This is a genomic window from Mesorhizobium sp. P2_D6 (genome assembly GCF_056404315.1).
Genome location: NZ_JBFUEG010000031.1, coordinates 1 through 25,639 on the forward strand (window position 1 = coordinate 1; position 25,639 = coordinate 25,639).

Here is a 25,639-nt window from a genome sequence, read left to right on the forward strand (position 1 = left end):
CGGCGCGCTGGTCGAGTTCGCCAGCGTCGTCGATGCCGTCCAGTGCGCTGCCATGATCCAACGCCGGATGGCCGATCGCAACAATGGCACCGCCGATGCCCGGCAGATCCGGTTTCGCATCGGCGTCAATCTCGGCGACGTCATCGTCGAGGAAAATGACATCTATGGCGATGGCGTCAACATCGCCGCGCGACTGGAGTCGATGGCCGAGCCGGGGGGTGTATGCATCTCGGGCACGGCGTTCGATCATACGCTGCACAAGGTTGATGTCGGCTTTGCCAGTCTTGGCGAGCAGCGCCTCAAGAACATCGCCGATCCGGTTCGCGCCTATCGGCTGCTGCTGGATCCTGCAGCCGCAGGGAAGATCAAGGTGGCGGTTCGCCGGCCGGTATCCCCCCGGGCGATCGGGATGGCAGGAATCGCGGTCCTGCTCGTCGTGCTCCTTGCAGGATTGTTTGCGTGGCAATCGGGGACATCTTCCCTGGCCGACCGACCATCGGTTGCCGTGCTGCCGTTTACAAACCTCGGGGGTGATCCGAGCCAGGACTATTTTGTGGACGGCATCACCGAGGATTTGATCACCGACCTCACCAAGCTTTCCGGTCTGGACGTCATCGCGCGCAACTCGGTGTTCACCTACAAGAACAAGCCTGCAGCGCTGGCCGATGTCGCGCGCGACCTTGGCGTCCGCTACGTTGTCGAGGGCAGCGTCCGCCGCACCGGCGAGCAGATTCGCCTCAATGCCCAGCTCATCGATACGGCAACGGGCGACAATCTGTGGGCCAACCGGTTCGACCGCGGCATGGCTGGCGTGTTTGCCGTCCAGGAAGAGATGAGCGGAGAGATCGCCAAGGCGCTTGGCATGCAACCTTCGGCAGCGGAAAGCGAGCGCATGGCACGCCCGCCGACGAACAATCTCGAGGCCTACGACTACTATCTCCAAGCCGAGACGGCGTCACGCAACGTCCTGCTGGCCGGGCTGCGGAAGGCGCTTGCGCTCTATGAAAAGGCGGAAGGGCTCGACCCAGCCTTCGCGGAAGCCTTTGCGGCCGACGCGCGCACGACAGTCTATATCTGGCGCGAGGCCGTCAACGACATCATGCAGAGCGCGCCCGCGCGCAAGCGAGCCTATGAGAAGGCGAGCCGAGCTTTGGAACTCGAACCGGACCTTTCATCGCCCTATGCAATTCTCGGTATCATGCAGGTCGTGAATCGCCGCTACGAAGATGCGATTGCCTCTGCCAAGAAGGCTGTTTCAATCGGTCCGGGCGATGCAGAGGCGCAAGCAGCCCTTGGATATATTCAGTTATGCGCCGGCAATTATGCCGAGGCAGCCGCGGCGGTCGAGACAGCGCTCAGACTCGACCCCAACCTTTCACCCATCAACAGGGAAACTGCAGGGCTGGTTTTTCTTCTTCAGGGGAATGTCGATAATGCGATCGAGACTCTCGAACGCACCCGCGACGATGCGTCCACGGTTGGCAACTTTAGGTTTACACTCGCTGCGGCGTATGTCCGCGGCGGCCGTCTGCCGGATGCGAAAGCCGAAATCGCAGCTGGGCTCCACCTCGTAGCAGGGTCCAGCTACGTGGACTCCCTGGCTGGGTGGCAGATGACTCATGCACATTTCCGGAATCCGCAGGATCTGGCGATCCTCGTCAACGCACTGCGCCAGGCAGGCCTACCCCAATGGCGCTACGGCTTTACCCCGGACGAGCACGACCAGTTGAAGGGCGCTGAGATCGCGTCCCTCGTCATTGGCCATACATTGCAAGGCCAGATCGAACCCGGTCTCCAACCAGCCTTCCTTCAGATCGGGAGCGACGGTAAGGCGGCCTTCCGCACGACGACGCGGTTGGTCACCGAAACCGTCTACGTCGATGGCGACCTCTTGTGCGAGCAGAGCGAGAACCTGTTCGGGCGCCCCGACTGCGGTCCCGTCTACAGACGCAACGACGAAGCCGGCAAAGGCTACTCCTATGCCAACACAAGCAAGGTGTTTCACTTCACGGTCGTCCAGTAGGCGAACCTGGCTCAGTGATACTTGTCGAGCTCCAAATTGGCCGCGACCTGCGGCCAGTTGGCATCGGCTTTCGGTATGTTTTCAGCCGCATGCGCGGCGAAATCATCCGCGTTGTCGACGTCGTAGATCAGGTAGAGCTTGCCATCGATAATCTTGAATGCTTCGGGATCGACATTGACCGTGACCCCACCGCCCACAACTTCGCCAGCACAGTAGCCACCATATTGAGGAGCGTACTTGACCGGTTCGCTCATGAACATTTCCTGGTGTTTCTTGCTGGCGAAATGCCAGGGTGTCCCCAGCCATTCATAAGTGAATTCCTCGGAGCCCTTCACGGCCTTGCCGTCGGTGAAGTAAGCGACCGTGTCGTAGCCCATGATCGCCACACCGCCGAAATAACCGGTGTTTACCGAATCGTCGGCCCGGGCCGATCCCGCGCCGGCGACCGCAGCGACCGCGACCAGGGCGGCCGCCCCCAAATTCCGAACCAGTCGTGACTTGATCATCGTGCTCATCTGCATCCTCCTTCAATCGTGGATTTCTGCGCACTTCGCCGCGTTCGCCTCGCCAAGGATTTTGGCTTGGCAGGTACCACCATGGCGTTTGAACAGTCGTAAGATTTCCGTGTTGCCCTTCCAGAATGCGCGCGTTGTCGGCATGTAGCCATGACCCTCGGGATGGTTCACATCCGCACCTTTCGCTATAAGAAATTCGGCCAGTTCAAGGTGGTTTTCCTCGCCGGCCACCAACAACGGCGTAGCGCCCGCCTTGTTGGCGGCATCGTCGAGCACCGCGCCTTTCTCCAGCAGCAGCTTGGCGATCGGCAGGCTGCCCGAGAAGGCCGCCGCATGAAGCGCGGTAAAGCCGCCCGAGTTACGCGCCATGACGTCGGCGCCCTTGCCCAGCAGCAATTCGGCGATTTCGGCCTGGTTGTCGAGCGCTGCAGCGATGAGGAGGGTTGCCTGGTCGCGCGCCCGGCTGTCGACGTCGGCACCGCCTGCCAGGGCTTGCTCTACGGCACCCTTGTCGCCGGCGGCGATGGAGTCGAACAATTGCTCACCTGCGGCTGCAGTTGTAGCCGCCAATACCAGCATACCAAGTGCCAGCAGTCCGCGCATGACGTAGCGGTAGCATATATTAGTTTGGAATCATACAAGCTGCGTTCGACTTATCGGGGCAGATGCTGGCGGACGGCGCGGCCGGGCTGGCTTGAGACGCAATGGGCTCCAGGGTCGGCACTGCCAAGCGGCAATCAGGCCGGGAGCCGCCACATTCGCACACGACCTGCACCACGCAATTCCGTTTCCTCGAGTGGGTCGCAAGCAAACTTTGGTCCGAGCAGTTGATGAGTTGCGTCCGAAATACGGATTTCATCAGGCTCCGCGGATGTTTGAATGCGTGAGGCGAGATTAACGGTCTCACCCCACAGGTCATAGGCGAACCGCCTCTTGCCTATGACGCCGGCGACGATCGGGCCTGAGTGAATTCCAATCCTGAGCCTTATCGGTTCTCCCGCGAAGCGTTCGCGCTTAACCGCCTTGCGCAGCTCAACGGCATACTGCGCGAGGGCTTTTGCATGATCGGATCGCGCGGTGGGCAGGCCAGCGACGACCATCACACAATCGCCGATTGTCTTGATCTTTTCGCAGCCATGTCGTTCCGAGAGCCTATCCGCCGCCTTGAAGAAGTAATTCAAAATAGCGAGCGTCGTCACAGCACCGACGGTCCGCGCTCGTTCCGTAAAACCGACGATGTCGGCAAAAAGCACACTCACCTCTGCGTGGTTGTCAGCAATTTTCTTGTGTGCTTTCAACCGCTCGGCGATCGAGGCCGGAAGAATGTTGAGGAGCAGGGCTTCGGCGCGCTGGTATTCACGCGCCAATCCCTCCTGGCTCTTCCTCAACGCCTCGTTCGCCGCTTGCAGTTTCTCGTTGAGTTGACGCTCCCTCTCTTGCAGGAGCGTCATTTCATAAGCCTTCTGCTGAAGCCGCTGCCTGTTGGCGCGTTCGGCGGAGGCGTCAAGAAAGACCAGCCACACGCAGTCATCGTCAGCAAAAAAATGAAGGTCCGCGACACGCCCGCTGGGCAGTTCGACCATGGGAATATGAAACGGAAGCTCCGGGCAAGGCAGCAGCCCTTCCATGAATTCAAGCTGCTCGGCAACAGGCTCGCCGATGCGAAGCGATGAGAGCCCGTGATGTTCAACATTACCGCCCTTCGCAGCTACGCAAAGCTGGGCGTCGATTTTTACATATGCGACAGCGTGCCCATTGTAGAAGAAGTTGAAAATCCAACTGCTGACCTCTTTTGGCAATCCATGCATGGTCTATTTTGTGACCATCAAGGCAAGTTGATGAAACGCATCATCAACATGCTCACCCGTGAGCGCACTTGTCAGATAGATCTGCCATCCACGCTGCCTCAGTTCGTCAATCTCACTATCCGATATTGCCCACCGATCGGCCAGATCGGATTTGTTGATCAGCAATATAAACGGCATAGCGCCGAATTCGGCCTCGACCCGTTCGCGCAGCGTGAGCGCCACGGCAAGGGTTGCGGCGCGGGTTCCATCGACGACGAGCACGAGCCCGGTTGCACCTCGGACATAGCTGACGCGGAATGAGCCGATATCGTCTTCGCCGGCCAAGTCCCACAAAATCAGATCCACGGTTTTGCCCGGGAGTTCGACACTCTTCTTGTCGATTTTCACGCCCACCGTAGTCAAGTAGGTTTCTGAAAAGATGCTTTGCACAAACCTGCGAACCAGACTCGTCTTTCCGACAGCGAACCCGCCGAGCATACAGATCTTTTTTTGCAACATTTTGGGCTCCGCTAGTCCAGGTTTACGGTAATCGAAACCCGGCGATTGGTGGAGCTCCCAGCTTGACTATTTTCAGGCACCAGCGGCTCAAAGGTGCCCGCGCCCCGAACCAGCAGCAGTTCCGGAGAGACGCCGCGCTTGTTGAGAAGCGCACGAACTGTCTCGGCGCGGGCGGCGCTGATCGAAGCGTTGGCCGTCTCACGGCCCGTGGTGTCCGAATGGCCGGTCAACATGAACCGCGCTGTTACGCCTGACCTGCGGGCTTTTTCGGCGAATTCCTTTATTTGATCCGCCAATCGGTCGAGGACCGGCGTCTGCTCCGGTCCCGGCACAACTTTGCCGGAAGAGAAGAAGATATCGGTCGTCTGGATGGCCTCTCGCAAATAATTAAGTTCTGCAAGGTTCATCTCACTCAGCTGCGAGACATCCAGAATCACTCCATCCGCCGAAAGCTGGTCGGCGGCGGCCTGCGCCCGGCTGATCCAGCCGGCAGGGGCCTCACCCACGGCAACGATGCGACCCTGGACGATCGAAAGCTGAACCGATTTCGGCGGGTTCAGCGACGCCGTCAGCCGCTTCACCACGAACTTCGGATCAAGGCTTTGATAGAATTGCCACTGCGAATGAACGCGGGCGGGATCGACCTGCGTTCCGGACAACAGCGACTGCGGGTCGGCGGCAAGCGGGTCTCTCAGGCCGGAAATGTAGAAATGTCCGCCCCTCGCCGTTTGTTGGGCGACGATGATTCCCGGTTGGGCCTCAAGCCGCGACACATAGTACTGCCAGTGCTCCGCCGCGCGTGCGTCAGGGCTCACATCACGAACCTTGGAGATGTCGAATTCCGGTCCGCCTGCCGAAAACTGTCGGGCCGCTGCGCGCGCCCGATCAATCCAGCTGTCGGGAGCCTCACCCTCGGCAACGATGCGATCGTTGACGATCGAAAGTCGCACTGTATCGGGCGGATACAGCGACGCCGTCAGCCGCTTCAACACGAACTCCGGCTCAAGGCTCTCATAGAATTGCCACTGCGAATGAACCCGGGCGGGATCGACCTGCGTTCCGGACAAAAGCGACTGCGGGTCGGCGGCAAGCGGGTCTCTCAGGCCGGCAATGTAGAATTGGCCATCGAGTATCTTTTGCTCAGCAACGATGATGCCCGGCTGGGTCTCCACTCGCGACACATAGGCCTGCCAGCGCTCCGCCTCGCGTACTTCGGGGCTTACGTCGCGAACCCCCGAGATATCGAAGACCGGCCCGCCTGCCGAAAGCTGCTGGGCGGCTGCGCGCGCCCGGTTGATCCACGTGTCGGGAGCCTCACCCTCGGCAACGATGCGATCATTGACGATCGAAAGCCGTACTGAATCCGGCGGAGCCAGCGACGCCGTCAGCCGCTTCAACACGAACTCCGGTTCAAGACTCTGATAGAATTGCCACTGCGAATGAACCTGGGCGGGATCGACCTCGGTGGCGGACAACAGCGACTGCGGGTCGGCGGCAAGCGGGTCTCTGAGACCGGCAATATAGAATTGGCCATCGCGTACCTGTTGTTCGGCAACGATGATGCCCGGCTGGGCCTCCAGTCGCGATACGTAACCTTGCCAGCGCGATACGTAAGCTTGCCAGCGCTGCGCTGATTGCCAGGAAAGAAAGTACCAACCGCCTGCCAGACTCAAAAGCAGCAAGGCCACTGCCGCCACCAGCCAGGGAAATCCCTCGTGTGATTCATCCTGCTTCAGCTCGACGCAGGTCTGCAGCTGCGCCTCTACGGAGGCCAACTGCGAACCGTCGCCGTCAAACTGCTCTAAAGCCTGTGAGGATTCCTCATGGATGCGAAGCAATACATCGCGAACTATGTCGTGCAGTTCCTCTGGCGGATTTCCCCGGATCACCGAAACCAGGGTCGCAAACGGTCCAACTTCCGACCAGAGACGAAGGTCGCCGAAACGAATAGTGTCCAGGCCGCTCTGCTCTTTCTCGTTAAACGAGTCCTTCACAAAATCCTGAATTGCACTCAGCATCGAAGAAATGAGCTGAGGATCTTCGCTCGTTGCATTATCGGCCGTTACATGCGCTATCAAAAGCCCAGAATTGCGATGAATGAGAAAGGCATGCTCTATACGATAAACAAGTGAGTGCTTGAGAACAACTTGAGAGAAGCTTGCACCTGTTCTCCAAGCTTCAAATCTCCACTTGAGTCCATGCCAGGTAAATATATGTCTTAAAGTTTCATTCAGCGACTGAAAGGTCTGGTCGATCTTTTCCCCGATCGACTTGCGAATTGCCGGCAGAAACACCGGATACAATATATCCGTCAGCGTGCGCGGGCTTCTCTGGATCGACCGTTGCACAGCCCGTTCGACAGCCGGCGCAAGCGCCTCGCCGAGTTGCGTATGAGACGCTCGTGCGGTCGCACTGGGAAGAACGTCACCCACGGCCGCCGCAAGCTGCTCTGGTTCGTCCAGCAGGTGCGTAACGCGTGCAAGTTCCGAGATTTCGCGGCTGACCAGCAACTGCCGCAGCGTTTCCATGCGCGGATCGGCGGTTGGAACCGTCTCGAACTGCGCACGGTAATCCGGATCAACGTTCCGGGCAATCTCGATCAAAAGACGAGCCAGAGCCTCGCGATCAATCTCTTTATCGTTCGAGGCTGTTCTTTGCGGAAGGTTGAATGGGTCGACGGTTGACGTCAAGGTCCCATCAACTCGCTTTCCAGCTACGGTCCGAGTTGCTCTTGCTGCCGACGGGATCCTGATTCAGAGCTTTTGCAACCTCGACAAACAGGCCGGCCAAAAGATTTCGGTCAGTCTTGACGTTGCTGAGATCGGCAAACATTTTCTCGATCAGCATCTGAACGCCTTCATTCTTCTGCTTGATTTCCTCACGCAGCGAATGATCGTTCCGATTTATCCGGTCCGAAACGTCGCGCTCAAGCTCGCTCAGTTGATCCGACAACGCGCGCACCTGCTTTTCAAGGGCCTGGTTTTGCTCGCGAAGATTCCGATCGATCTCCTTGTCGGCGTCGGCTCGCGAATCTTTTTCGTTCCGTAACTGCCCCGCAAGCGAATCGATCTGCTTCTTTGCGTTCGACTCGTACATTTCGAGATTGCGCTTGGCTTCGGACTCGACATCCTTGAAGCGCTGCAAGACCCGTTCCTCAAGCTTGGAAAAACGGCGGTCATAGTCCTGCATCTGATTGCCGAACAGCAGGTCACGTATCTTGTCGACGCCGACGCCGTCGCCGGCGCCGCCGGCGCTTCCGTTTTCGCGGGCCTGGACTCCCATGAAGTTCAGCGCATTTCCTTCTGCGTTACCTATCAGATTTGCGTCCGCCTTCTTTTCTGAAGAAACGGTATTCGTAGCTTCCTTTGCCATGCTTTTGCCCTTCCATCTGAGCACCTGCCAAGGTGCAAAACCCCATAAAAAACAGAGCATGTCAGCAAAATACCCGGCTCGCAAGTCGGTATCTCTTGACTTAAGTTGATTCGTGGGGCAGCCGATTGCCGCGCGCTGATTCATCAATGGACGTTTGGGGCCAGGCCATTTCAAATGGCGGCGGCGGCAACTGCAATATTGCGCTCAATATTATTCGAGAGAGAGCGCTTCACCAATTACAAGGCAATACTGCGGGCGTTTCCGGTCTGGGCTATGGTCGACAGATCGTCGACGCGCGCGGCTCTGCTAGTCGGAAAAACTTACGCTCACGCCGCGTTGCCGAAAATATGCCTGCATCAACTTGCGGCCCTGGCGGTTGTTCTGCGCCAATTTGGTTGGATCGAACACCGCCTGTTTTATTCCTTCTCGAGCCAGCGCAGCCTTGAGCGTCGCGATATGGGCGTCGATGTCGGCATTGTCCGCCCGAAGCGAGGCATAGATGCTCTCGGTCGCCTGGGCCACGGTGGGTTCGCTCACAGCTGTCGTCCTTTGGTTGGTCGAGCGGCGGCTTAACACAGATTCGCGGCTCCGCCGATACCGATGGACTTGCGTCCATCGAAGGCGAATGGCCGCATAGCCAACCCAGCCAAAGTCGAAAGTCCGACCCGCTGCCCCTGTAGAGCTTGACGAAAATCGATGCGCCTGTTTGAGAGCGGAGGATCGAGACATCGCTGCATGGGGCGACGAGCAAGGGTGGGCAAACTGTGAAGCGCGTTCTTCGGATGCTTGCTGCGGCGATCATGGCGTCCGGGGTGACCGGCTGCACAAGCATTTCCTATTACGCGCAGTCGCTGGAGGGCCATGTACAGATCATGGCCGCGCGCAGGAATGTCGGGAAACTCATTCATGATCCTTCGACGCCTGAGTCCTTGCGCGCCAAGTTGACGTCGGCGAGCGCCATAAGACGGTTTGCGACCGATGAGCTGGCGCTGCCCGACAACAGCAGCTACCGCAGCTATGTCGACATCCACCGGGATGCGGTGACCTGGGCGGTTTTTGCCGCGCCGCAATTCTCGCTCGCGCCACAAACATGGTGCTTTCCGGTTTTCGGCTGCGTTCCATACCGGGGTTACTTCTCCCGGAAATCCGCGACCGAGAGTGCTGTCGAGCTCCATGGACAGGGGCTGGACGTCTATGTCACGGGTGTCACCGCATATTCCACTTTGGGCTGGTCCAGCGACCCGCTGCTGAGCACCATGCTGCGTCAGGACGACACCTATCTGGCAAGCCTTGTTTTTCATGAGCTGGCGCATCAGCGGCTCTATGTGGATGGCGATTCCGCATTCAACGAGGCTTTCGCCGTTGCCGTCGAAACCACCGGCGTCAGGAAGTGGCTCCGCGCCGCCGGCGATCGAGCCGGATTGCGCCGCTACGAAGCCGATCGCAAGCGCAGCGCCGATTTTCTCGGACTGGTGTCGAAAACGCGCGACGAGTTAAGGCAGGTCTATGCAAGTCCCCGCACGCCGGAGCAGATGGCGGCTGCCAAAACAGCCACGATCGACAGGCTGCGGATGCGCTACCGGCAGATGCGCGACAAAGACTGGGCCGGATACCGGGGATACGACGCCTGGATTGCTGCCCCGATCAACAACGCAAAGCTCGCCGCGACTTCTGTCTACGGTGAACAGGTTCCGGCCTTTCTTCGCTTGTTCGACTTGTGTTCGGGCGATTATCCAAGGTTTTACGCTTCTGTTCGACGGATCGCGGATTTGCCCAAATCGTCCCGTGCCGAAGCGCTCAAGGCTGCGGATAGGTGTGGCTGAACGGAAAGCCGGCCCCGAGAATGGTCCGAAACGAGCATCAGATGCAGTGACAGCCCACATGGCTGGTCTTGGTTGAAATTCGCCGGATTGCACCGGAATGCGCATGTCGTATATGCTCAGCTGCGCCATAAACCCGTGGAAGGTCGGCGCCCGTCTCGCAGGCAGATGTTCTTCTCGCATTGAGCGCGGCCCCTAAGGCCGCCACGAGCTACCGGAATCCACCATGCTCGATCAGGACGTTTCTCATGACGTGATTGCGTCTTTCGGCCCTTTTCGCCTGAGCGTTTCTGAGAGATTGCTCGCAAGAGGCGGGGAACCTGTCGCGATTGGCGGGCGGGCGTTGGATATCCTCATCGTACTGGTGGAGCACGCCGGGGAAGTCCTGAGCAGCAAGGAGCTGCTCAAGCGTGTCTGGCCCGACGTAATCGTTGAGGAGGGAAGTCTCCGGGTACACCTCTCCAATCTTCGCAAGGCTTTGGGTGACGGGAAAGATGGCAACCGATACATCGCCAATGTGGCCGGACGGGGCTACAGTTTCGTAGCGCCGGTGCAGAGCTCCGCCCGCAAGATGCCCAGTCCACCCAGCGGGGGACCCAGTCGGCCCAAAAGGCTGCCGCCGCGACTTGAAAGGATGATCGGGCGCGAAGAAACAGTTGCCGCCTTGTCCTCTCTCCTTTCGGAGCGGCGGTTCGTCAATGTGGTCGGACCGGGAGGCATGGGCAAGACGACCGTCGCGGTTGCGATAGCCCACTCCTTGCGCGGCGCGTTTTCCGATCAGATCTATTTTCTCGATCTCGGCGCGCTGGGAGATGCATCCCTCGTCCCCGGCGCTGTGACGTCAACGTTGGGTTTGAGCAGTCAGGCGACACAGGACCCGGTTTCTGCTCTGGTTGCCTTTCTGGTCGACAAGCCGACTCTTCTCGTCCTGGACAGTTGCGAGCATGTGATCGATGCCGTCGCAGTGCTGGCAGAGCGTCTGTTTGCCGAGATCCCTCTTATGCACCTGCTGACAACCAGCCGCGAGGCCCTGCGTGTCGAGGGCGAGAATGTGCATCTGCTGACGCCCCTTGAAGGGCCGCCTGAAGACAGTGGGTTAACCGCTGCGCAGGCACTTGCCGCGCCGGCTGTGCAGCTCTTCATGGAACGCGCCGTCGCGGGCGGCCTTGGTGGCGAACTCAGCGATGCGGACGCGCCGATCCTGGCGGCGATATGCCGTCGGCTTGACGGGATAGCACTGGCAATCGAACTTGCGGCCGGCCGCGTTGGCACCTACGGAATTCGCGGAACCGCCGAACTGCTTGATGATCGCTTCAAGCTTCTATGGCATGGCCGGCGAAGCGCTATTCCGCGTCATCAAACGCTTCAGGCAATGTTCGACTGGAGCTACAACCTGCTCTCCCCGTACGAACAGACGATCTTGCGCCGGTTGTCTGTATTTGTCGGCCCTTTCACGCTCAACGATGCCATAGCAGTCGCGTCGGACGGTGAAGCCGATGCGTCAGCGGTGGCAGACGCCGTCGAGAGCCTGGTCAACAAGTCGCTTATCAGGATGTCCGAGTTGGCGGGATCGACTTGCCACCGGCTCCTCGATACCAGCCGAGTGTATGCGGCAGCCAAGCTTGCCGAAACCGGCGAAGGCGCGGTGCTGTCGAGGCGACATGCGCATCACTATGCCGATCGCTTCAAACCAGACTCGACAAGAGCGACTGCGTTCGGGAACCGCGACGTCTCCGCTTACGAGCCGCACATGGGCAATATTCGAGCAGCACTCGAGTGGAGCTTTTCGGACGGCGGCGAGGCCCAGAACGGTGTCCAACTTGCAGCCGGAGCGGCGCCTCTGTTCTTGGGGTTCTCGCTTCTGGGCGAGTGCGAACGGTGGTGCGAGCGGGGCTTGTCCGCTTTAGGGGAGGCGGATCGCGGCACGGAGCGCGAATTGGCGCTTCAAGCAGCGTTGGCGATCTCGTCGATGTTCACACGCGGTAACAGCGATGCCGTCAGAAAGGCCATCGAGCGAGGCATCGGACTGGCGGAGGCGCTGCGGGACGGCCAATACAAGTTGCATCTGCTGGCCGGGCTGAACATCTTTCTTACTCGCATCGGGGACTTTCGCGGGGCCCTCGCCTGCGCTGAGCGCAGCGTGCTCGTCGCGGCAGAGCTTGGGGAGCAGTCAGGGATCATCATGACCGAGTGGATGCTCGGCGTATCGCATCACCTGGTCGGAAACCAGGCGGCGTCACAGCGACACAGCGAGCGTGGACTGGAGCTGGAAGCAGACGCCGGCAGCGTCCAGGTCGACTTCTTCGGCTACGACCACAGGATACGCGCGCTGATAGCGCTGGCGCGAGCCTTGTGGCTGCGAGGCATGCCGGAGAAAGCGCTCAAAACTGCGGACCAGGCCGTCGAAGAGGCAACCAAACGCGAGCATCCGGTCGCAGTCTGCATGTCGCTTGTTTACACTGTGCCGGTCTACCTCTGGAGCGGCGACTTTGACCGTGCGGCGCAATGGGTCGAACGTGTTCTGGCTTATGCAGCGAAGTATTCCCTGGCCCCTTATCACGCCATGGGACTTGCCTTGAGGGGCGAACTCATGATCTTGCAAGGCGAGCCGGCCGAGGGCGCGCAATTGCTCCGGAACGCTGTTGCGACGCTGAGCGCTGAACGGTTCAATATCCTTGCGACGGCATTCTTGCGAGCGCTTGCCGAAGGCATGATGCGAAGCGGCCAGCTTGATGAGGCTGCAACTACAATCGACCGGGCGATTGCCTTGGCGGACCAGGCCGGCGAGACGTATGATCGTCCGGATCTGCTGCGTGTGCGGGCCGAAATTCGCCTGGCATATTCTCCGCCCGATGTGAGTGCGGCTGAGGACTCGCTGCTTCAAGCGATCTACTGGGCAGGTAAACAATCGGCGACGGCGTGGGAGTTGAGGGCAGCCATACCGCTGGCCAGAATTTGGCAGCAACACGGTCAGGCAGACCGTGCCCGGGATTTGCTCGGCAGGCTCCTGCAGCGGTTCGGCGAAGGCGTGCAAACCGCCGATGTAAATGCGGCGAGCGCCCTGCTCGCCGAATTGAACAGTGCAAATGCACCGGGCTTACCCCCAGCGTAACGACTCTTAACAACGCATAACGCGCAATTCCTTCCTCTCCGAGCGAACATTCTTCTGCGGCATGCGACCTGCGTGACCGCATCCGAACAAATAGAAAAATAGAGGAGGATGTCATGTCATCAGCATCAATGTCGCCCACGCGGCGCGAACTTCTTGCCACCGCAGTTGCAGCCGGGGCCGTCAGCGCGCTTCCCTCTGCGCTACATGCGGCAACGGGGGCCGACTCGATTCGCCCCTTCACGTTCAGTGCCTCAGAGGGAGAACTGGCCGACCTGCGTCAACGCCTAGCGCAGACCCGGTTACCCGACAAGGAAACTGTCACCGATTACTCGCAGGGCGTACCGCTTAAGACGGTCAAGCAGCTTCTGCGTTACTGGCAGACCGAATACGACTGGCGGAAGGCGGAAGCGAGGATGAATGCCTATCCGCACTTCATCACCGAGATTGACGGACTGGACATCCATTTCATCCACGTTCGTTCGGTGCATGAAAACGCACTGCCGCTCATCGTCACGCACGGATGGCCAGGTTCAATCATCGAGCAGCTCAAGATCATCGAGCCGCTGACCAATCCCACCGCGCATGGCGGCAGCGCATCGGATGCCTTCGACATCGTAATTCCGTCGATGCCGGGCTATGGATTTTCCGGCAAACCGCTGACGACCGGCTGGGGTCCCGAACGGATCGCGCAGGCATGGACTACGCTGATGCGGCGCGTTGGCTACAAGCACTTTGTCGCGCAGGGTGGCGACTGGGGCGCTACCGTCACGGAGCAGATGGGCGTGCAGGCGCCGCCGGAACTGCTCGGCATTCACACCAACATGCCCGGCGCAATTCCTGCAGAGATCGACCAGGCATCTTTCGCCGGTGCGCCGGCGCCGTCCGGTCTGTCCGATGAGGAGAGAAGCACGTACGAACAGCTCGTTTTCTTCTACAAGCATGTTTACTACGCCCTTTGGATGGCAACGCGCCCGCAAACACTGACCGGGTTTGCGGACTCGCCCATCGGCCTCGCCACCTTCCTGCTCGACCACGACATGGCCAGTCTGCAGATGATCGCGCGTTCGTTCGATGGGCAGACTGAAGGCCTCACCCCGGACGATGTCCTCGACAATGTCACGCTGTTCTGGCTCACCAACACAGGGGTTTCGTCAGGTCGCCTCTATTGGGAGAATAAGCTCGCGTTTTTCAGTCCCAAGGGCGTCTCCGTTCCGGTTGCCGTAAGCGTCTTCCCCGACGAACTCTACCAGACGCCGCGGAGTTGGGCGGAACGGGCGTATCCCAAGCTCATCCACTACAACAAGGTCGACAAGGGCGGTCATTTTGCTGCTTGGGAACAGCCGAAGCTCTTTACCGAAGAGCTTCGCGCCGCGTTCCGGTCGCTTCGACAATCGATATGAGATGAACGGGCGATATGAGATGAACGGGGCGCCTGCCGCTCCGCTCTCCTTCCAAGACGGACCGGGCAGACGCCCCGGTCCGCCGCACGTGAACTCACAAACCGCTAAAATCGGAGGAACTGGACATGAACGATATTCAGCAGCGCGGCGAAGCCGCAATCGCGACACCCGCAGCGCGGGGCGTAGACATAAGGCTCGAGGTCGCGGTCATTCCCGTTTCGGACTTCGACCGTGCCAAGCACTTCTATAGCGGTTTGGGCTGGCGACTGGACGCCGACCTCACAGGCGACGGATTTCGTGTCATCCAGTTTACGCCTCCGGGCTCCCCGTGTTCGGTAGTCTTCGGCTCAAGGACCACAACGGAACCCTATGCGCGGCTCGAAACCGATGTCCTCAAAAGCTGTGGCGAGCTCGTCGTGTCGGACATCGAGGTAGCGCGCGCCGAACTCGCCGATCGCGGCGTCGACGTGAGCGAAGTGTTCCACTATGCCGGAAGTGAAGGCCGTGTCAGCGGTCCGCACCCCGAACGGCGCAGCTACTTGTCGTGGGCATCCTTCAGCGATCCGGCCGGAAATATCTGGATGTTGCAGGAGGTCACTGCGCGAGCGCCCGGCCGCGTCGACACTGGCGAAACCACATTTGGCTCGTCGGCCGAGCTTGCGGCGGCGCTCCGGCGTGCGTCCGTGGCCCATGGCGAGCACGAGAAGCGGACAGGCGGCCAGCGTGATGAGAATTGGCCGGACTGGTACGCTGAGCACATGGCGGCGGAGCACGCGGGCAAGGAGCTGCCTCTATAGGGCGGGCTGTCGGTCGGTTTGAACCAAAGGAGCGGCGTGGCTCTCACAACGGCCGCCTGTGCCACAAAGTTGCCTGCGGGAGCTTGGACTGAACTTGCTGCCCGCAGTGCGGCTCGATCGGGAGTTCGTGCCTGAGATGGTGGCACGCGGCAGCGGTGTCGTGATCCATGTAACGTCGATACAGGGCGCCCTTGCGGAGAACCTCAATGTCGGCACGGTTCAGAATGAGCATGGAAGATTCTTCCATAATTTGCAAAAATTATACGACAATGTCTCTCAGAGGATTTAAAATCTGCTGATCCCAATAAAATTCTTAATCAAATTAGATAGCACCTTTCTCCACGTTTCGCATACATTTTGGTGATTGAGAGTGGCGATGGAGGTCTGCGGAATGTCGCTTTCCGAAACATTCGAACGAGCCCTGTGACGTCCACCCATCTACGATTAAGTGCAACTCGAGCCCCAGCCGAACCAAATATCCGCCTATGGCACCGTAGGCTTTCCAGTTCCCTCACCCACCCTTCGATCTGCGCCCCGGCGACGAGGCGTCAACCTCTTGCGTGCGGATGTGCACTCTTCAAGACCCGAATCGACCAAATCGTTTTTTTCCGAAAATCAGAAAGGAACCTTCAATGACCGCATCGAAAAGCCTCCTCGCCGCGACCGCGATGGCGGCCGCCCTCGCCTCAACTTCGCCTTCCCAGGCCGCAGACCGCATCCCCGACGCACAATCTGTCAAGAACGTCGTATTGGTGCATGGAGCGTTCGCCGACGGTTCCGGCTGGCGCGGCGTCTACGACGAGCTCACTCAGCGCGGCTATCGCGTCACGATCGTTCAGAACCCTCTGACGTCGCTTGCGGACGATGTCGCAGCGACCAAGCGTGCTCTCGACCGACAGGATGGCCCAACGCTCCTCGTCGGGCATTCGTGGGGCGGCACAGTGATTACCGAGGTCGGCGTTGACCCGAAAGTCACTGGGCTCGTCTACATCTCGGCCCTATCGCCCGATGCAGGTGAATCATCTGCCCAGCAATATGAAGGTTTCGCGCCAGCTACCGAGTTCGTCGTCGAGACCACAGTTGACGGTTTCGGCTACGTGAAGCCAGAAAACTTCAAATCCGGCTTCGCTCACGATGTGAGCGACAAAGACGTGATCTTCATGAGAGATTCGCAGGTCCCGATCAACATGTCGGCCTTTGGCACGAAGCTAAAGAATGCGGCGTGGCGGTCGAAGCCAAGCTGGGCTGTTATCGCCACTGAGGACAAGGCATTCGATCAGGCCATGTTGCTGCACATGGCGGAACGCATAGGCGCAAAGGTTACGAAAGTGTCAGCTAGCCACGCGCTCTTCGTGACCCAGCCTAAAATCATCGCTGATACGATTGATCAGGCATCACGCGAGGTATCGGCAAAGATCCGATGACCGGGGCGTGTTTCGCTACGGCTACGTATTCGCCGCGCAGAACGACGGCGAATACGTGTGCTTGGGAAACAGAGTGCCTCCGCCGGCACATCGGTATGTGAAAAAGTCGTCCGCTTTTGGATAAGCGCAGAAACTCACCCGCATGGCCGCCTTGAGGCGCGAAGCGGCCATTCACCGCATCTCTTGGGCCTTGCCGTATCAGCAGCCCACTATCCGCAGCCCCCGTCAGTCAATACGCCCTGGCACAAGCGCCTGTCCTTACCCCTCACCCGAGCGACAGTTCCTTCGTCTGGTGTCGCAGCACGAGGCCGACCGCGCCCAGCAGTGAATCGTTTTCGGTGTGCTTGCCAACGATGATGCGCGTGCGCAGGGCCGGGGCGATATCGCGGGACTTGATGAGCGTGTGGCGTTCATAGGACGCGATCAGCGGCGTCAACAGAATGTCGCCGGCCAAAGCCATGTGGCCGCCGATGATGATAAGCGGCGGATTGAGCACCGAGCCGATCAGGCCGAGACCCCGGCCGGCGATCTCGGCGGTATCCTCGATCATCCGCAGTGCCCTGACGTCGCCCTCTTCGGCCATGGTGATGACATCGTCCATGGTGACTTGCCGCCCCACGACACGCGAAATCTGTTCCAGCGGCCGCGCAAAACTCGCATAGAGCTCTAGGCATCCGCGATTGCCGCACCGGCAGAGATCGCCGCCGGGATCGATGCTGATGTGCCCGAATTCGCCGGCGCCGCCGGCGATGCCCGTCACCAGCCGGCCATGCTGTACAATGGCGCCGCCGACACCCAGATCGATCTTGAACAGCACGAAATCGTCCTGGCCGACGGCCGCGCCCCACATCAGCTCCGCAATGGCCGAGCAGTTGCTCTCATTGTCGGCGAAGATCGGCTGTTCCAGGACGGGTCCGAACACATCGCGTATGTTGACGCCGGCCCATGTTGGAACCATGCTCGCGCGCAGCACCACTCCATCGCGGCTGACAGGGCCGGAGACGGAAACCCCAACCCCCAGGAGCCCCGCCACCGGCAGACCGTTTTCCTTGTAAGATTGGTCAATTGCCGATTTGACCATCTGGGCCGCCTGTTGCGGCTGGTAGTCGAGATCCATTGGTATAGTTTGTTCGGCAATGACGGAATGCGAGACATCGGCGACGATGAGCCGTATCTGCTGAAGAGCCAGGTGAATTCCGACGCAGGTGCCTGCTGTCGGATTGAGCGTAACGGCCGCTGCTGGCCTGCCGATACCTCTGATGCCAGCGCTGCTGGTCGGGGCTTCGATTACCATCCCCGACTTTCTCAAGCCGTTGAGCGCGGTCGAGACCGTTGAGCGCGCCAGACCGGTGACGCGTGCGATCTGCGACGCCGAGAGTACGCCGCGCTCGCTCAGGCAGCGCACGATCATGCTCTCCGGCGACGCGGACGGTCGGTCGATCAGCCAGGTTCTAAGCGAAGGTTTTGTCATGGATCAACATAAACATCGTTGACTGATAGCTCCAATATGTCATCTTGGAAAGAACTCGAGATTAACGCATCTCGCCGGCAGCGGCTTCAAACCGCGGCCATAAGCGGTCGATACGAACCGTGCAACCATATGTGGGAGTGAAACCATGAAATCCGTTATGACCGCCTTCGCGGTCGCTGCTGCTACGTGCACCTTTGTCGCCGGGGCAGCCTTCGCCGAGCCCAAGACGAACCTTTTGCACCAATGGGCGACCGGATCGGACGCGCAGGCGATCGCCAAGCTCGGCGAGATGTTCACCGCCAAGGGCGGCAAATGGGAACAGACCTCGATCGCCGGTCACACGGCCAATACGCTGGCCAAGCTGCGTGCCGACGTCATCGCCGGCAATGCCCCGCCTGCCGTGCAGCTCAAAGGCCCGGAAATCGCCGAGTGGAACGAGACCGGCATGACCGCCGATCTCGACGAGCTGGCGGCCTCGGAAGGATGGGAGAAAGTGGTCGCGCCGGAATTGCTGCCGGTGATGAAGCCAACCGGCAAATGGGTCGCCGCTCCCATGAACATCCACCGCATCAACTGGCTCTGGGCCTCGCCCAAGGTCATGCAGGCGGCCGGCGTGGCGGAAATGCCCAAGACCTGGGCCGAGTTCAATGCGGCCTGTGACAAGATCGTCGCCTCAGGCAAGATCTGCATCTCGCATTCGACCGCCGACTGGACGGATTCGACGGTGTTCGAGGTCGTGCTCTACGGCCAGGATATCGATCTCTATCGCAAGGCCTTCGTCGAAGGCGATGTCGAAGCCATGCGCAGCCCGGGGATGGTCAAGGCCTTCGAGCAGATGCGCCTGATGACGAGCAAATACATGGATCCGGGCATGGTCGGCCGCGACTGGGATTCGATGTCGGCGCTCGTCGGCAAGGGCGACGCGGCGTTCCACATCATGGGCGACTGGACGATCGGCCTTTTGACCGCGGCCGGCTTCAAGGAAGGCACCGACTATGTCTGCGCCCAGGCGCCGACCGATTGGGGCAAACCCGGCTTCATCCTCAACTCGGACTCGGTCGTGTTTTTCAAGCAGAAGGACCAGGATTACATCGACGGCCAGAAGCTGCTTGCCAGCCTGATCCTGTCGCCCGACTTCCAGACGGTCTTCAACCAGGCCAAGGGCTCGATCCCCGCACGCCTGGATATCGATCTGTCGAAGGGCTTCAATCCGTGCCAGCAGCTGTCGCAGAAGGATCTGCAGGCGTCGATCAAGGAGGGCACGCTGGTGCGCTCGATGGCCCACAACATGACCATCCCGCAGAAGATGCGCGGCGCGATCATGGACTCCATCACCGAGTTCGTAGCGACGCCCGACATGTCAGCCGAGGACGGCGCCAATGCGATGGCCGACGCGGCCGAAGCACAGAAATAGACGGGGAACGGCCGGGCGCAATGTCTATCCGCACCCGGCCATCAGCCATCCCAGTCCCGCGCTCTGCCAGTCCAGTGCTCTGAATGTCAAATCACGAACTGATCCTGTCGGTCCCTGCCCCCGCCCGCCCCTGGCGGGAGCGGCTGGGCTCAGCAATGCCCTTGCTGGTGCTCGGCCCTTCCCTTGTGGCGAGCTTCGTCTACGTATTCGTCTTCACCGGCTGGACGCTCTACATCTCGCTCTCGAACTCCTCGCTGCTGCCGACCTACGGCTTCGTCGGCCTGGACAATTACGCGTCGCTGTGGGCGAACCGGCGCTGGAACATCGCCTACAACAACCTGTTCTTGTTCAGCGGTTTCTACATTGTCTGCTCGATGGCCGTGGGATTGCTGCTGGCGATCCTGATCGACCAGCGTGTGCGCGGCGAAGCGGCCTGGCGCACGATCTTCCTCTATCCGCTGGCCGTCTCCTTCATCGTCACCGGCACGGTCTGGAGTTGGCTCTACAACCCGGTCGATGGCATCCAGGCGATGGTGCGTGGTTTCGGCTGGACGAGCTTCAGTTTCGCACTCGCCAGCGACCGGCACTATGCGATCTACGCGGTGATCATCACCGGCGTCTGGCAGGCCTCGGGCTTTGCCATGGCGCTCTTCCTGGCCGGTCTGCGCTCGGTGGATCAGGATCTCGTCAAGGCCGCGCAGATCGACGGGGCATCGACCTTCCGCATCTATCGCAAAGTGCTTCTGCCGACGATTGCGCCGATCTTCCTGGCGGTCGCCGTCATCCAAATCCAGTTCGCCATCAAGACCTTCGACCTGGTGGCGGCCCTCACCAAAGGCGGCCCTGGAATCTCGACCACCTTCCCCGCCATCTACGTCTATGACCTGATGTTCCAACGCGGCCAGATCGGCGAAGGCGCGGCCGCCGCCATCATGATGCTTGCCGCGCTTGCCGTGGTGCTGGTGCCCTATTCGTTCTGGGTGGTCTGGCGGCGGCGCAAGGAGGCCGGCCATGGCTGACGTCTCACTGGACCAGTCGCTCGATCATCGCGCCGCCACGGTTGCGGCGCGGAGGCATTTCCTCACCCGCCTCGTCATCTATGGGCTGCTGGTTGTCTTCGCGGCGATCTACTTGGTGCCGCTGCTGGTCGTGGTGCTGAATTCATTCCGCGATCAGCAAGAGATCGCGCGCAACGGGCTGATCTCGCTGCCACGCAGCTTCCGCCTCGACGCCTGGGGCCAGGCCTGGAGCACCTATTGCATCGGCGGCACCTGCGAGGGCATGCAGCGCAACTTCTACAACTCTCTGAAAATGACGATCCCGGCGACGATCATCTCGACAGCGGTCGGCGCGATGAACGGTTACATTCTGTCGAAATGGCGTTTCAGGGGTTCGGAAGCGCTGTTCACCTGCATGCTGCTCGGCGTCTTCATTCCGGGCCAGATTTCGTTGATGCCATGGGCGTTCATCCTCGGCAATCTGGGGCTCAGCAATTCGGTCTACGGGCTCGTCCTCATCCACGTCATCCAGGGCATTTCGTTCACCACCCTGTTTTGCCGCAACTACTATGTCAGCATCCCCGACGATCTGATCAAGGCGGCGCGCATCGACGGCGCGGGCTTCTGGCGCATCTTCCGCAAGATCATTCTGCCGCTCTCCTCACCGATCCTGATCGTCACGGTGATCTGGCAGTTCACCGGCATCTGGAACGAATATCTGTTCGGTGTCGTCTTCACCTCCGGGCAGCAGCAGCCGATCACCGCCGCGCTGGTCGCGCTGACGGCAAGCGGCACCAATGTACGCGCCTATGATGTCATGAGCGCCGCCGTGCTGATCGGCGCGCTGCCGCCGCTGCTGATCTATCTCTTCGGCGGCAAGTATTTCGTCCGCGGCCTGACCCAGGGTGCGATCAAATGAGGCGCAATCAAGTGAGCGGAGCCTGTCTCCTATCGCCGATCGTCCCGTCCGCCAAGAAGGGCATTGCATGTCGACATTGACCATCCGATCCCTGCGCAAGAACTTCGGCGCGGTCGAGGTGCTGAAGGGCATCGATCTCGAGGCGCAGAACGGCGAGTTCATCGCGCTGGTCGGACCGTCCGGCTGCGGCAAGTCCACTTTGCTGGCGATGATCGCCGGGCTGGAATCTGTTACCTCCGGCGAGATCCGCATCGACGGAAGGCTGGTCAATTCGGTTGCGCCGAAGGACCGCGACATCGCCATGGTGTTCCAGTCCTACGCGCTTTACCCGACGATGACGGTGCGCGAGAACATCACCTTCGGCATGGAAAGCCGCCGCGTGCCGAAGCCGCAGCAGGACGAGGCCGTCAAGCGAGTTGCCGCCTTCCTGCAGATCGAGCCGCTGCTTGGGCGCAAGCCCGGACAGCTCTCGGGCGGCCAGCGCCAGCGCGTCGCGATGGGCCGGGCGCTGGTGCGTGATCCGAAACTGTTCCTGTTCGACGAGCCGCTTTCCAATCTCGACGCCAAGCTGCGCGTCGACATGCGCACCGAAATCAAGAAGCTGCATCACCGCGTCGGCAAGACGACGGTCTACGTCACCCACGATCAGGTCGAGGCGATGACGCTGGCATCGCGCATCGCCGTGATGCATCAGGGCGAGGTCCAGCAATTCGATGAGCCGGCCACGATCTACAATCGTCCGGCCAACATGTTCGTCGCCGGCTTCATGGGGTCGCCGGCGATGAATTTTCTGCCGGCCGAACTGAGCGAAGAAGGCGGCCGCCCCGTTGTTGCCTTGCAGACCGCCGACCGCAAGACGGCCAGCCTGCCGATCGTCCAGACCCTTCCATCCGATACGCCGCGACAGCTCATTCTCGGCATCCGGCCGGAGCACATCTACCGGTTCGATCCCGATCTTGCGCGCCGCAAGCCAGGCATCGCGCAAATCGATGCCGTGGTCGAACTGGTCGAGCCGACAGGTGCCGAGACCATGGCCGTGCTGCGCCTGGGCGGCAAGGAGATCACCGGTCGCTTCGACCCCGACGGCACGCCAGGCATGGGTGAGACGGTGACGCTCGGCATCGATATGGCGCGTGCGTGCCTGTTCGACCCGACAACCCAACGCCTGATCTGACCTGATCTGAAATGAGTTCCGCCTTGTCCTTCGCCACCTATCCGAGCTTGGCCGATCGTGTCGTGCTGATCACCGGCGGCGCTTCAGGCATCGGCGCCGACACGGTCCGCGCCTTCGCCGTCAACAGCGCCCGCGTCGCGTTTCTCGATCTGCAGCAGGAGGCCGGCGAGGAACTCGCGCGCGAACTCGCCGCCACGGCGCCGCATACGCCGCTGTTCCTGCGCTGCGACGTGACCGATATCCCTGCCCTCCAGGCCGCGATCGGCACGGTGCGCGAGCGCCTGGGACCTGTCGCGGTGCTGGTCAACAACGCTGCCGACGACAACCGCCACCCAGTCGCCGACGTGACGCTGGAGTATTGGGACCACGCCCAGGACGTGAACCTCAGGCACCAGTTCTTTGCCGCCCAGGCCGTGCATCCGCACATGAAGGAATTGGGCTTTGGTTCGATCGTCAATTTTTCCTCGATCGCCTGGCGTTTCGGTGCGGCGGATATGGCGCCCTATGCGACGGCCAAGGCCGCGGTGGTCGGGTTGACGTTCGCGCTGGCGCGGGCGTTTGGCCCCGACAACATCCGCGTCAACGCCATCGAGCCGGGCGCCGTCATCACCGACCGGCAGCGGCAGCTTTGGTACAAGACACAGGCCTCGGTCGACCAGGTCGTGCAGCGCCAGCTGATCCGCCGGGTTCTCGCCGGCGAGGAGATCGCGCGCACGGTGCTGTTCCTCGCCGCCGACGACAGCCGCATGATCACCAAGCAGTCGATCACCGTGGATGCCGGCCTGCGATGACCCAACCAAAGGATCGCTTCATGCTCGAGGTCGGCCTGAACCCCTACGGCCTGACTTATCATCTCGGCCTCCAGGGCCGCGGCACGCCACGCGCCAATCCGAGGCCCGCCGGGCTCGAAGGTTTCATCGCTCTGGCGACCGAACTCGGCGCACGGGTGCTGGAGATCTGGGTGCCATGGCTGAGCGAGCTTTCCGACGACGCGGTGATCGCGCTGCGCGAACGGCTCGCCGGCCTCGGGATCACACCGATCGTCAGCGGCGGTCTGCTGGTCGGTGAACCGCTCGACGACGCATTTCGGGCCGCACGCCTGTTGAAGGCCAAAATCATCCGAACGGCGCTGACGCCGGTTCTGTGTGGCGACCGCAACGCCGCCGGCGGAAAATGGAGCGAGTACGCCGGCATCATTCGGGAGCGATTGGTGGAGTGGGGTGCCCGCGCGGCTACCGAAGGTCATGTCCTCGCAATCGAGAACCACCAGGATTTCACCAGTAGGGAAATTGTCGATTTCTGCGCCCTTGGCGGCGAAAGCGTCGGCGTCACCTTCGACACCGGCAACACATTCCCGGTTGGCGAAGCGCCGCTCGATTTTGTCAGGCGGATCGCCCCTCATGTCCGCCATGTCCACCTCAAGGATTACCGCGTGCAGTTCACGAGCGAAGGCTACCGGCTGATCCGTTGCGCCATCGGCGAGGGGGCGGTGCCGTTTGCCGAGCTGTTTGCCATCCTCGGCCAACACCACGATCGCATGACCGCCGTTCTGGAACCCGGCGCCTTGGAGGCGCGGCATGTCCGCTTCCTTAGCGACGACTGGTGGCGCGGCTATCCCGAGAAGACGGCGCGCGAATTTGCCGCCTGCCTGGCGGCAGCCCAGCGCAACCGGCTGCCCGATGATGCCGACTACCGCACCCCCTGGGAGCGCGAGGACGACGTTTCCCTGGTTTCCTATGAGCTCGACATGATCCGGCGCAGCGCCGCCAACATGCGCAACCTTGGTTTGATGGAGAAGATCTGATGACGGCACGTGAACTCGATGGATTGACCGCCTTCGTGACCGGCTCCGGCCGAGGGCTTGGCCGCGTGATGGCCGAGCGCCTGGCGGAACTCGGCGCCAATGTCGCGATCCACGACATGGACGAGACAGCGCCGGCCAAATATGGCGAGTTCGCCAATCTCGGCGAAGTGGTCGAGCGCCTGAAGCGGCATGGCACGAAGATCACCTCGGTGACCGGCAACATCGGCGACCAGAAGGCGGTGGCCGAGATGAAGCGCAAGATCGAGGCCGATCTCGGCGATGTGCATGTGCTGGTCAATTGCGCCGGCGGCGACATCGGCGCCAAGGGCGGCAAGCCGAACCCCAACAACGCCCTCGACATCGAACTGGACGACATCCGCGTGCTCACCGAGAACAATCTGATCGGCACGATGCTGGTCTGCCAGGCCTTCGTGCCGCCGATGAAGCAGCGCGGCGGCGGCTCCGTCATCAACATCGCGTCGGCGGCGGCACATCTCGGCTGCTCGCCCGAGGTCGTCTACTCCACCTTGAAGGCCGCGGTCGTGCATTACACGCGCTGCCTTGCCAAGGAACTGATCGACGACGGCGTGCGCATCAACGCGGTCAGCCCCGGCGCCACCAAGACGGCACGCTTCCAGGCGACCCGCGTGGTCGACCCGGAGCGCATGGATTCGAGCAGGAAATCGCTGAACCGTTATGCCGAGCCGGAAGAGATCGCCGAGGCGGTGGCCTTCCTCGCCGGCCCCCGCGCCCGCTTCATCAACGGCCAGGTCATCCGCGTCGATGGCGGGTTTACGATCTTTCCGGGGTGAGTGGCGGCCGCCCGGCTGCCGCAGGGCAATCGCATCCGAGCAGCGCCAGCCCCCTCTCCGGCCGCTTCGCGGCCACCTTGTATCTACACGAGAGAGATTTCGTGGGATTGAAGCGATTGAGCCAAGGTCCGGGCGGCCGCCCGGACCTTGGCTTGGCGAAGTCGCCCGTACCACCTGAGGTTACAGCCGCGGGAGAGCTTGGGATCTTCGCCTTCGTCACGCACGACCGAACAGTCGCTTGGTTCCAACCGTACGCACAAGGCAGGTTACCGTGAACA

The 25,639-nt window shown here is 60.9% G+C and carries 21 protein-coding genes and 1 pseudogene; 14 read left to right on the top strand and 8 right to left on the bottom strand.

Features of this window, described 5'->3' with window-relative positions:
- Nucleotides 1–2,023: adenylate/guanylate cyclase domain-containing protein (locus tag AC1D1L_RS31835; protein WP_477345421.1), on the top strand; the 2,023-nt coding region annotated here is incomplete at its 5' end.
- An 11-nt stretch (nt 2,024–2,034) separates the two neighbouring features.
- On the opposite strand, the gene AC1D1L_RS31840 is transcribed toward AC1D1L_RS31835, so the two are convergent.
- The 7 genes from AC1D1L_RS31840 to AC1D1L_RS31870 form a co-directional block, all read right to left on the bottom strand.
- Nucleotides 2,035–2,538, bottom strand: a complete 504-nt coding sequence (locus tag AC1D1L_RS31840; RefSeq protein ID WP_352587821.1) for a YHS domain-containing (seleno)protein — start codon at nt 2,536–2,538, stop codon at nt 2,035–2,037.
- A 12-nt stretch (nt 2,539–2,550) separates the two neighbouring features.
- The gene (locus AC1D1L_RS31845) at nt 2,551–3,141 is read right to left on the bottom strand and encodes an ankyrin repeat domain-containing protein (RefSeq protein ID WP_477345422.1); all 591 of its coding nucleotides are present in this window, start codon (nt 3,139–3,141) and stop codon (nt 2,551–2,553) included.
- 134 nt (nt 3,142–3,275) lie between these two features.
- Nucleotides 3,276–4,346: an adenylate/guanylate cyclase domain-containing protein gene (locus AC1D1L_RS31850; RefSeq protein WP_477345424.1), complete on the bottom strand. Its 1,071-nt coding sequence runs from the start codon at nt 4,344–4,346 to the stop codon at nt 3,276–3,278.
- Nucleotides 4,347–4,349: 3 nt separating this feature from the next.
- Nucleotides 4,350–4,844 (bottom strand): Rab family GTPase, encoded by a 495-nt coding sequence (locus AC1D1L_RS31855; protein ID WP_112561831.1) that lies wholly within the window; start codon nt 4,842–4,844, stop codon nt 4,350–4,352.
- A gap of 11 nt (nt 4,845–4,855) precedes the next feature.
- On the bottom strand, nt 4,856–7,534 hold the full coding sequence (locus tag AC1D1L_RS31860) for an OmpA family protein (RefSeq protein WP_477345426.1): 2,679 nt from the start codon (nt 7,532–7,534) through the stop codon (nt 4,856–4,858).
- 7 nt (nt 7,535–7,541) lie between these two features.
- Nucleotides 7,542–8,216, bottom strand: coding sequence for a hypothetical protein (locus AC1D1L_RS31865; RefSeq protein WP_477345428.1), 675 nt, complete (start codon nt 8,214–8,216; stop codon nt 7,542–7,544).
- 306 nt (nt 8,217–8,522) lie between these two features.
- Nucleotides 8,523–8,753: a hypothetical protein gene (locus AC1D1L_RS31870; protein ID WP_112561833.1), complete on the bottom strand. Its 231-nt coding sequence runs from the start codon at nt 8,751–8,753 to the stop codon at nt 8,523–8,525.
- A gap of 245 nt (nt 8,754–8,998) precedes the next feature.
- Here AC1D1L_RS31870 and AC1D1L_RS31875 point away from each other — a divergent pair, with 245 nt between their 5' ends.
- From AC1D1L_RS31875 to AC1D1L_RS31900, 6 genes and pseudogenes are all read left to right on the top strand, one after another.
- Complete coding sequence (locus tag AC1D1L_RS31875) at nt 8,999–10,039, top strand: aminopeptidase (protein WP_477345450.1); 1,041 nt, start codon at nt 8,999–9,001, stop codon at nt 10,037–10,039.
- A gap of 223 nt (nt 10,040–10,262) precedes the next feature.
- A complete protein-coding gene (locus AC1D1L_RS31880; RefSeq protein WP_477345430.1) occupies nt 10,263–13,148 on the top strand; it encodes an ATP-binding protein in 2,886 nt (961 codons plus the stop codon).
- Nucleotides 13,149–13,261: 113 nt separating this feature from the next.
- Nucleotides 13,262–14,548: an epoxide hydrolase family protein gene (locus AC1D1L_RS31885; RefSeq protein ID WP_352561060.1), complete on the top strand. Its 1,287-nt coding sequence runs from the start codon at nt 13,262–13,264 to the stop codon at nt 14,546–14,548.
- 125 nt (nt 14,549–14,673) lie between these two features.
- Complete coding sequence (locus AC1D1L_RS31890; RefSeq protein WP_477345432.1) at nt 14,674–15,345, top strand: VOC family protein; 672 nt, start codon at nt 14,674–14,676, stop codon at nt 15,343–15,345.
- Nucleotides 15,346–15,421: 76 nt separating this feature from the next.
- Nucleotides 15,422–15,538: pseudogene (locus tag AC1D1L_RS31895) on the top strand (short-chain dehydrogenase); the annotation flags it as partial.
- Between the two features lie 475 nt (nt 15,539–16,013).
- The gene (locus AC1D1L_RS31900) at nt 16,014–16,769 is read left to right on the top strand and encodes an alpha/beta fold hydrolase (RefSeq protein ID WP_477345452.1); all 756 of its coding nucleotides are present in this window, start codon (nt 16,014–16,016) and stop codon (nt 16,767–16,769) included.
- Between the two features lie 265 nt (nt 16,770–17,034).
- Here the strand turns inward: AC1D1L_RS31900 and AC1D1L_RS31905 are convergent, their stop codons facing one another.
- Nucleotides 17,035–18,240, bottom strand: coding sequence for an ROK family transcriptional regulator (locus tag AC1D1L_RS31905; RefSeq protein WP_477345434.1), 1,206 nt, complete (start codon nt 18,238–18,240; stop codon nt 17,035–17,037).
- Between the two features lie 145 nt (nt 18,241–18,385).
- Here AC1D1L_RS31905 and AC1D1L_RS31910 point away from each other — a divergent pair, with 145 nt between their 5' ends.
- From AC1D1L_RS31910 to AC1D1L_RS31940, 7 genes are all read left to right on the top strand, one after another.
- A complete protein-coding gene (locus tag AC1D1L_RS31910) occupies nt 18,386–19,654 on the top strand; it encodes an ABC transporter substrate-binding protein (RefSeq protein ID WP_477345436.1) in 1,269 nt (422 codons plus the stop codon).
- A gap of 83 nt (nt 19,655–19,737) precedes the next feature.
- The gene (locus AC1D1L_RS31915) at nt 19,738–20,673 is read left to right on the top strand and encodes a carbohydrate ABC transporter permease (RefSeq protein WP_477345438.1); all 936 of its coding nucleotides are present in this window, start codon (nt 19,738–19,740) and stop codon (nt 20,671–20,673) included.
- The gene (locus AC1D1L_RS31920) at nt 20,666–21,571 is read left to right on the top strand and encodes a carbohydrate ABC transporter permease (protein WP_477345440.1); all 906 of its coding nucleotides are present in this window, start codon (nt 20,666–20,668) and stop codon (nt 21,569–21,571) included. Before AC1D1L_RS31915 ends, AC1D1L_RS31920 begins: the two co-directional genes overlap by 8 nt.
- Nucleotides 21,572–21,638: 67 nt before the next feature.
- Complete coding sequence (locus tag AC1D1L_RS31925; RefSeq protein ID WP_477345442.1) at nt 21,639–22,745, top strand: ABC transporter ATP-binding protein; 1,107 nt, start codon at nt 21,639–21,641, stop codon at nt 22,743–22,745.
- Between the two features lie 11 nt (nt 22,746–22,756).
- Nucleotides 22,757–23,536 carry an SDR family NAD(P)-dependent oxidoreductase gene (locus AC1D1L_RS31930; protein ID WP_477345444.1) on the top strand — a complete coding sequence of 260 codons (780 nt, stop codon included), beginning with the start codon at nt 22,757–22,759 and terminating at the stop codon, nt 23,534–23,536.
- Nucleotides 23,533–24,549: a sugar phosphate isomerase/epimerase family protein gene (locus AC1D1L_RS31935; RefSeq protein ID WP_477345446.1), complete on the top strand. Its 1,017-nt coding sequence runs from the start codon at nt 23,533–23,535 to the stop codon at nt 24,547–24,549. The genes AC1D1L_RS31930 and AC1D1L_RS31935 overlap by 4 nt, the downstream gene beginning before the upstream one ends.
- Complete coding sequence (locus AC1D1L_RS31940) at nt 24,549–25,361, top strand: SDR family NAD(P)-dependent oxidoreductase (RefSeq protein WP_477345448.1); 813 nt, start codon at nt 24,549–24,551, stop codon at nt 25,359–25,361. The genes AC1D1L_RS31935 and AC1D1L_RS31940 overlap by 1 nt, the downstream gene beginning before the upstream one ends.
- Nucleotides 25,362–25,639 lie beyond the last annotated feature (278 nt).

Coding starts and splice junctions, on each gene's coding strand:
- AC1D1L_RS31915 (WP_477345438.1), top strand. CDS start 19,738: ATGTCAAATCACGAACTGATCCTGTCGGTCCCTGCCCCCGCCCGCCCC.
- AC1D1L_RS31880 (WP_477345430.1), top strand. CDS start 10,263: ATGCTCGATCAGGACGTTTCTCATGACGTGATTGCGTCTTTCGGCCCT.
- AC1D1L_RS31935 (WP_477345446.1), top strand. CDS start 23,533: ATGACCCAACCAAAGGATCGCTTCATGCTCGAGGTCGGCCTGAACCCC.
- AC1D1L_RS31910 (WP_477345436.1), top strand. CDS start 18,386: ATGAAATCCGTTATGACCGCCTTCGCGGTCGCTGCTGCTACGTGCACC.
- AC1D1L_RS31855 (WP_112561831.1), bottom strand. CDS start 4,844: ATGTTGCAAAAAAAGATCTGTATGCTCGGCGGGTTCGCTGTCGGAAAG.
- AC1D1L_RS31900 (WP_477345452.1), top strand. CDS start 16,014: ATGGCGGCCGCCCTCGCCTCAACTTCGCCTTCCCAGGCCGCAGACCGC.
- AC1D1L_RS31905 (WP_477345434.1), bottom strand. CDS start 18,240: ATGACAAAACCTTCGCTTAGAACCTGGCTGATCGACCGACCGTCCGCG.
- AC1D1L_RS31850 (WP_477345424.1), bottom strand. CDS start 4,346: ATGCATGGATTGCCAAAAGAGGTCAGCAGTTGGATTTTCAACTTCTTC.
- AC1D1L_RS31845 (WP_477345422.1), bottom strand. CDS start 3,141: ATGCGCGGACTGCTGGCACTTGGTATGCTGGTATTGGCGGCTACAACT.
- AC1D1L_RS31930 (WP_477345444.1), top strand. CDS start 22,757: ATGAGTTCCGCCTTGTCCTTCGCCACCTATCCGAGCTTGGCCGATCGT.
- AC1D1L_RS31840 (WP_352587821.1), bottom strand. CDS start 2,538: ATGAGCACGATGATCAAGTCACGACTGGTTCGGAATTTGGGGGCGGCC.
- AC1D1L_RS31925 (WP_477345442.1), top strand. CDS start 21,639: ATGTCGACATTGACCATCCGATCCCTGCGCAAGAACTTCGGCGCGGTC.
- AC1D1L_RS31940 (WP_477345448.1), top strand. CDS start 24,549: ATGACGGCACGTGAACTCGATGGATTGACCGCCTTCGTGACCGGCTCC.
- AC1D1L_RS31890 (WP_477345432.1), top strand. CDS start 14,674: ATGAACGATATTCAGCAGCGCGGCGAAGCCGCAATCGCGACACCCGCA.
- AC1D1L_RS31885 (WP_352561060.1), top strand. CDS start 13,262: ATGTCATCAGCATCAATGTCGCCCACGCGGCGCGAACTTCTTGCCACC.
- AC1D1L_RS31920 (WP_477345440.1), top strand. CDS start 20,666: ATGGCTGACGTCTCACTGGACCAGTCGCTCGATCATCGCGCCGCCACG.
- AC1D1L_RS31875 (WP_477345450.1), top strand. CDS start 8,999: ATGCTTGCTGCGGCGATCATGGCGTCCGGGGTGACCGGCTGCACAAGC.
- AC1D1L_RS31865 (WP_477345428.1), bottom strand. CDS start 8,216: ATGGCAAAGGAAGCTACGAATACCGTTTCTTCAGAAAAGAAGGCGGAC.